This window comes from Staphylococcus sp. HMSC055A09, assembly GCF_001809655.1.
GTDB classification, from domain to species: Bacteria; Bacillota; Bacilli; order Staphylococcales; family Staphylococcaceae; genus Staphylococcus; species Staphylococcus capitis.
The window spans coordinates 1-6454 of the sequence record NZ_KV798348.1; the positions used below are offsets into that span (position 1 = coordinate 1).

The 6454-nt window shown below is 29.5% G+C and carries 9 protein-coding genes; 6 read left to right on the forward strand and 3 right to left on the reverse strand.

Features of this window, described 5'->3' with window-relative positions:
- Positions 1-678 precede the first annotated feature (678 nt).
- A complete protein-coding gene (locus HMPREF2642_RS11480) occupies positions 679-774 on the forward strand; it encodes a type I toxin-antitoxin system Fst family toxin (protein WP_002441941.1) in 96 nt (31 codons plus the stop codon).
- 267 nt (positions 775-1041) lie between these two features.
- Here HMPREF2642_RS11480 and HMPREF2642_RS00125 read toward each other — a convergent pair whose 3' ends face one another.
- A complete protein-coding gene (locus HMPREF2642_RS00125; RefSeq protein WP_002441943.1) occupies positions 1042-1560 on the reverse strand; it encodes a type 1 glutamine amidotransferase domain-containing protein in 519 nt (172 codons plus the stop codon).
- Positions 1561-1648: 88 nt separating this feature from the next.
- Positions 1649-2284 (reverse strand): 3-hexulose-6-phosphate synthase, encoded by a 636-nt coding sequence (hxlA, locus tag HMPREF2642_RS00130; protein ID WP_002441945.1) that lies wholly within the window; start codon positions 2282-2284, stop codon positions 1649-1651.
- Positions 2285-2386: 102 nt separating this feature from the next.
- Here hxlA and HMPREF2642_RS00135 point away from each other — a divergent pair, with 102 nt between their 5' ends.
- From HMPREF2642_RS00135 to HMPREF2642_RS00145, 4 genes are all read left to right on the forward strand, one after another.
- Complete coding sequence (locus HMPREF2642_RS00135) at positions 2387-2725, forward strand: winged helix-turn-helix transcriptional regulator (RefSeq protein ID WP_002436858.1); 339 nt, start codon at positions 2387-2389, stop codon at positions 2723-2725.
- A gap of 218 nt (positions 2726-2943) precedes the next feature.
- Positions 2944-4440: an L-lactate dehydrogenase (quinone) gene (gene lqo / locus HMPREF2642_RS00140; RefSeq protein WP_070597494.1), complete on the forward strand. Its 1497-nt coding sequence runs from the start codon at positions 2944-2946 to the stop codon at positions 4438-4440.
- A gap of 9 nt (positions 4441-4449) precedes the next feature.
- The gene (locus HMPREF2642_RS11340) at positions 4450-4560 is read left to right on the forward strand and encodes an SE2200 family small protein (protein WP_080550853.1); all 111 of its coding nucleotides are present in this window, start codon (positions 4450-4452) and stop codon (positions 4558-4560) included.
- 231 nt (positions 4561-4791) lie between these two features.
- On the forward strand, positions 4792-4926 hold the full coding sequence (locus HMPREF2642_RS00145; protein ID WP_002436888.1) for a beta-class phenol-soluble modulin: 135 nt from the start codon (positions 4792-4794) through the stop codon (positions 4924-4926).
- A gap of 268 nt (positions 4927-5194) precedes the next feature.
- Here the strand turns inward: HMPREF2642_RS00145 and HMPREF2642_RS00150 are convergent, their stop codons facing one another.
- On the reverse strand, positions 5195-5881 hold the full coding sequence (locus HMPREF2642_RS00150) for a YiiX/YebB-like N1pC/P60 family cysteine hydrolase (RefSeq protein ID WP_002441952.1): 687 nt from the start codon (positions 5879-5881) through the stop codon (positions 5195-5197).
- 122 nt (positions 5882-6003) lie between these two features.
- Between HMPREF2642_RS00150 and HMPREF2642_RS00155 the strand changes: the two genes are divergently transcribed.
- Positions 6004-6366: a hypothetical protein gene (locus tag HMPREF2642_RS00155; RefSeq protein ID WP_002441953.1), complete on the forward strand. Its 363-nt coding sequence runs from the start codon at positions 6004-6006 to the stop codon at positions 6364-6366.
- Positions 6367-6454 lie beyond the last annotated feature (88 nt).

Here is a 6454-nt window from a genome sequence, read left to right on the forward strand (position 1 = left end):
GTTAGCTATATTTTTTACTTTGCAACAGAACCGTTTTTTTGGACTTTTTTCGTATAAAAAATAAGACCACTTAAGTGTGATCTTATTTTAATTTTTAGGTTTGATTGATCAAATATTGATGTAACAAATGCGTCCTTTTGTACCTCATTTTGTATTTTGTTTTAGCTCTTTTTGACCATATTTCTGTTTAGATTTGGATGTTTTTATAATTTGTTTTTGAATAATAAGGCCTAAATAATTTCTTATTACTTTTATTTTATGTTCATTATAATGAATCATTTAGGGATATGTTTGAGATACTTTATTCAAAAAGTGATGAGTACAAAAATATTTTTATAGCAAAAATGTAAGTGTTTAATATAAAAAATATCACAAGAATTTATCAAACATGAGTAAGACATTTTTCATTTATTTATACTTTATAAGCAGTATGATAAATCATACAAGTGACCAATACGCGCTTTCTAAAAATCATAATTCGACTTAATTATGTACGCTAATATGACTTTGATTATGACTAAGTAGACTTAATAATAAAGGTAATTTGTTTTTTAATAGATAATACTTTTGACATAAGTTCACTTATCGGAAGTGGATATGCTTACGTGTTTACAGATGATATAATAATAGAGTCGCCTTAACTTCCGGCGGTATTTTCGACGGAAGGAGGTGCTTAATATGCTTATGATCTTCGTTCACATCATTGCACCAGTCATTAGTGGCTGTGCAGTTGCGTATTTTACTTACTGGCTTAGTAGTAAACGTAATAAATAGAAGGCGACGTTAAGCCGCATCAAAAATCCCCTCACTACCACAAATAGTGAGGGGATTGGTGCATATATGCATATAATCTTCGTTAAATGTATTATAACATCATAGTGTATAGGAATGCAAAATATGTAATACGACGTTATGAATTATTTGATGTATATATCTTAATAAAATTGGAGCTTCAAAATTAATAATAAAAAACTATCGACAAATTTTAGATCTTTGTCGATAGTCTAATCTATCAAATAATTATTTATAATGGATCTTAATTTATGCTTCTAATTGTTTAATAATCTCTCTATTGAAATCATCTAAGTCATCTGGTACACGACTTGTTACAATATTGTTGTCTACTACAACTGATTTATCAACAACATGTGCTCCTGCATTAGATAAATCTTTACGTACATTGATAACACCAGTTATTGTACGTCCATTTAAATCATCAGTATCAACTAATAATAGTGGGCCATGACAAATCGCAAATGTTGGTACATCATTTTGAGTGAAATACTTAGTAAATGTACCATAACGACCTTCTTCATCACCACGTAAATGGTCAGGGGAAAATCCACCAGGAATTAATAATGCGTCATAATTTTCTGGTTTAGCATCTGCGATACTAACATCTACAGTTACTTTTTCACCATGTTTACCAACAACTTCATGATTAGCTGTATCACCAATAATCTCAGTCTCAAATCCAGCATTTTCTAATGCCTCTTTTGGACTAGTTAATTCTATATCTTCAAATTCATCTGCTAAAATGATTGCTACTTTTTTAGTCATATTACAACATTACCTTTCAATTATAATTTTTAAATCTAGATATTATATACACTAAGAAGGAGGGAGTTTAAACATATATTAAAAATAGTTAAGCATTTCCATCAATTATATCACGACATTGTTTAGCAGCAGCTTTTGGATCGTCAGCGTTTGCGATGCCACCACCAACAATAATTAAATCTGGTTGTTCAACTGCCACTGATTTAATTGTATCGGGTTTGATACCGCCTGCTACGGCTACTTTTGAATTTGAAATAACTGATTTAACAGTACGTAAACTTTCTAAAGGTGATACACCTTTAGCTTGTAAATCATAACCCGTATGTACTGCAATATAATCAGCACCCATTTTATCTAATTCAGCTGCACGTTGTTCTAAATTTTGAACTGCGATCATATCAACTAATAATTCTTTGCCATTGTTGTGCGCTTCTTCGATAGCACTTTTAATTGAAGCATCTTCAGAAACACCCAGAATTGTTACGATATCAGCACCGAATTTTACAGCTTGACTTACTTCATAACTAGCAGCATCCATAATTTTCAGGTCTGCTAATACTTGTGTGTTAGTGACTGATTTACTCATATGTTCAACAGCAGATAGTCCTTCATTTATAACGATTGGTGTTCCAATTTCTACGATATCAATGAATTCCTCTACTTCTTGAGCTAATTTTGCTGCTTCTTTTTGGTCTAATAAATCGATTGCTAATTGTAATTTCATTAAAATTTCTCCTCTCTATCTTTTATAATGCTATTATGGTATTAGTTGTTTAGAATAACAATACTGACATTTTTGTCACTATATAAAAATGGAGGATTCGTTTTGTTAATTGAATATAATAATAAAGAATTTTATACATCGAAAGATTTAGCCCTGTCTGTCATTGGTGGAAGATGGAAAATTGCCATTGTTTACCATCTTTTGCAGAGTAATCGTTTAAGGTTAAGTGAATTACAAAATAAACTACCTGATATCAACCAGCGAATGTTAATAAGACAACTTAGAGAACTAGAACAAGACAAAATTCTCGAAAGGACGGTCTATCCAGTAGTCCCTCCTAAAGTAGATTATAGATTGACTGAAATAGGACTAAAGCTTGATAAAGTAGTATTTTCAATTTGTAATTGGGGAGATGATTTTCTAGATACAGTTAGAAAGTAATAATCATAGATAATGAGAGAACCTACAATTATCAGAAGTTTTCACCTAAAAAAGATATATTAAAGTTTTATAAATCTTTAACGCATCTTTTAGAGTTTTTTAGTTGCTTTTAAACCTATTCTTTTATGGAATAAGTCAGATTAAAAATGAGTATTTTTATTATAAGTTGAATTGTATTATACTACTACTTAGTCACAAAAAGGGAAGAGGAATTATTTATGAATACTAAAGAGTCAAAAACAGTTGTCATTATTGGTGCTGGGGTATTAAGTACTACTTTTGGTTCTATGCTTAAAGAAATAGAACCTAATTGGAATATTAAACTATATGAACGTTTAGATCGTCCAGGGATTGAAAGTTCTAATGAACGTCATAATGCCGGAACTGGCCATGCTGCTTTATGTGAACTGAACTATACAGTAAGAAAGCCTGATGGTTCAATTGATATTGAAAAAGCAAAAGAAATTAATGAGCAATTTGAAATTTCAAAACAATTTTGGAACCACTTAGTTAAAAATAAAAGTATTTCTAACCCTAAAGAATTTATTCAGCCTTTACCTCATATTAGTTTTGTGAGAGGTAAAAATAATGTTCAATTTTTAAAAGATCGCTATTATGCGATGAAAGATTTTCCGATGTTTGACAATATTGAATATACGGAAGATATTGAGGAAATGAGAAAATGGATTCCTTTAATGATGAAAGGGCATAATTCGAGTGACATTATGGCCGCTAGTAAAATTAATGAAGGTACAGATGTTAATTTTGGTGAGCTTACTCGAAAAATGGCTAAAAATATTGAACAACATCCGAATGCTAATGTTCAATATAATCATGAAGTCATAGATTTTAATCATCGAAAAGATGGTAAATGGGAAGTTAAAGTACGTCAACGCAATAGTGGTGATGTGCAAACAGAACTTGCTGATTATGTATTTATTGGTGCTGGTGGTGGAGCCATTCCATTATTACAAAAAACAGGTATTCCAGAAAGCAAAAATTTGGGTGGTTTCCCAATTACAGGTCAATTCTTAATTTGTACTAACCCTGATACCATAGCCAAGCATGACGCTAAGGTATATGGTAAAGAGCCTAAAGGTACACCACCTATGACTGTACCTCACTTGGATACACGTTATATTGATGGTGAACGTACCTTATTATTTGGCCCATTTGCTAGTGTAGGCCCTAAATTCTTAAAAAATGGTTCGAATTTAGATTTATTTAAATCGATTAAGCCATATAATATTACAACACTTTTATCTTCTGCAGTTAAAAACCTTCCTTTAATTAAATATTCGTTTGATCAAATATTAATGACTAAAGAAGGGTGTATGAATCATTTACGTACGTTTTATCCAGAAGCACGTGATGAAGATTGGCAGTTATATACTGCTGGTAAACGTGTACAAGTCATCAAAGATACACCTGAACATGGAAAAGGTTATATTCAATTTGGAACGGAAGTAGTTAATTCTAAAGATCACTCAATTATTGCTTTACTAGGAGAATCACCTGGGGCTTCAACTTCAGTTTCTGTAGCTTTAGAAGTACTTGAAAAAAACTTCTCAGAATATGAATCAAAATGGACACCAAAAATCAAAAAAATGATACCATCTTATGGCCAATCATTAGTTAATGATATTGGATTAATGAGAACTATTCGAAAACAAACATCTAAAGATTTAGAATTAAATTATTATGAAAACAAATAGAGTAAAGGAATGACAAATTTGAAAAAATTATTTGTAGCAATAGCTATTTGTACTATTGGTTATAGTGTACTTAAACGTTATCAAAAACATGTAAATAAAATACCAAATATTGAATACTAAATTTATATATAATCTCCAAGAGCATGATATTAATAACATCTTTTTATATTAAAAAAATGGATGGACAAATCAAAAATACCAGATTCTATTTAATATAGAGTCCGGTATTTTTTGTCATTGTTAATGATGTGATATATTAAAATAGTGTAAATTAAGTTTACAAATCATTCTAGAAATGTTACAAACTTATATGGTTACATCATTTTAATTTGTATAAAGGAGTGTACATTTATGTCAGGTATTGTTGAATCATTACATAATGCAGTAAATTCAGGTTTACATGTCAAACAAGACTGGGTAGACATGGGCTTTGGCATTGCTAATACAATTGCTAAAATCGTTGACCAAGTACTTAAATTTGTTTAATAAATTAAAATTTAATTTTAAAACAGGGTATTACTTTAAAGTAGTACCCTGTTTTTTGTTTGTATAAAGAATACCATACGCATAGCGTATGGTTCAGAACAGGTTCTACCGTTGTCACAAAAAAATGCATCTCTTCTTGCTAGAATTAATATTGGTTAGCCAATCAAAATAATCAACACGAGGAGATGCTATCTAATGTCATCTGACACAAACAGTTTAGCACATACAAATTTGTAAGAGGCTTATTAGCATAGAAAGTTTAAAAATCTTAATAAGTTTTCACTCTTTTTAACTTATAAGAATTAGAAGAAAAATTAGGTAATGTATATGGTGAAACTATTGGTGTTGGTGAAGACATTGCTTTTCTACCTATTCCATATCTATATGCTTGATAAACAATTTTTGAACAATACGTAGGATTTCTTTTAGATAGATGAGTATTAATACCATATCTGTATTTTTTACCTACATAATGTTTTCTAGCCCATCTAGCTGCTTTAGAACCTGCTCCATGTTTTTTTGAACGATAAATTTTCATCCATTTACCTTTCTTAGCATATCTTTTCTTAAACCAAGATAAAGAATGTGTAGCTGGATGATGACCTTTACCATAAATATGTAATATTTTTTTGCTGCTAATTGCAATTGCAGCATGTCCAGTTAAACCCCAAGAACTGGTAGCATTAGAAATTAAAACATCTCCAGCTTTTAAATGAAATCTAGATCTAGTAGATACATCGCTTTTATTTTCTATTTGCTGTTTTGCTTGACTTGAATTTTGTAAGAATTGATTCCATTGCTCTTGAGTAACAGACTTATCTAAAGTTCCATCTTTTTGTAATTCCTGATAATTAGTAGTGTTATTTTCTTCGGCGTTTGCTGAGTTAAAGAAATTCATTGAAGTAAAAGCTAACGTAAATAATAAAGTGAAAACAAAAACAAATAACTTTTTCAAATAATCACTCCTTATAGAAATTTTTCAAATTTACATTTATAATATACAGTAATTAAATATTTAATAAAAGTTTTTCGAAATTAATTAACAAAAATTTAATAATATTAAAGGAGGAATTATTAATGAATAATTTAACGAAATATATAATTTGCTTAATTTCACTTATTCCAATTGAATTTGTTTGTTTGATTGTTGATTATAAGAAAGGAATATCACTTTTTTATATACTTCTAGTGGTTATATCTATAGGTATTGGCCTATTCATCAAAAATTATAAATCATATATTTTAGTATTAATTAGTAGATTAATTGGGACTATATTATCAGTAATATGTTCTCATTTATTTATAAACACTTATGCTTCAAGTGGATATTTTAAACCTTTCACAGCTTTTGGTTATGCTATTTTTTTAGGGATTATATCCCAAATCTTGATTTTAATAACAATAGGATTAATTTATGTATTTAAACCTAGAAGAAAATAAATATATACTTTTTATGGTTCTGTTGCAAAGTAAAAAAATATAGCTAACCACTAATTTATCACGTCAGTGTTCGCTTAACTTGCTAGCA

Bases quoted from the DNA above. Each gene is read 5' to 3' on its own strand.
- HMPREF2642_RS00125 (WP_002441943.1), bottom strand. From the start codon at position 1,560: ATGACTAAAAAAGTAGCAATCATTTTAGCAGATGAATTTGAAGATATA.
- HMPREF2642_RS00155 (WP_002441953.1), top strand. From the start codon at position 6,004: ATGAATAATTTAACGAAATATATAATTTGCTTAATTTCACTTATTCCA.
- HMPREF2642_RS00145 (WP_002436888.1), top strand. From the start codon at position 4,792: ATGTCAGGTATTGTTGAATCATTACATAATGCAGTAAATTCAGGTTTA.
- lqo (WP_070597494.1), top strand. From the start codon at position 2,944: ATGAATACTAAAGAGTCAAAAACAGTTGTCATTATTGGTGCTGGGGTA.
- HMPREF2642_RS11480 (WP_002441941.1), top strand. From the start codon at position 679: ATGCTTATGATCTTCGTTCACATCATTGCACCAGTCATTAGTGGCTGT.
- hxlA (WP_002441945.1), bottom strand. From the start codon at position 2,284: ATGAAATTACAATTAGCAATCGATTTATTAGACCAAAAAGAAGCAGCA.
- HMPREF2642_RS11340 (WP_080550853.1), top strand. From the start codon at position 4,450: ATGACAAATTTGAAAAAATTATTTGTAGCAATAGCTATTTGTACTATT.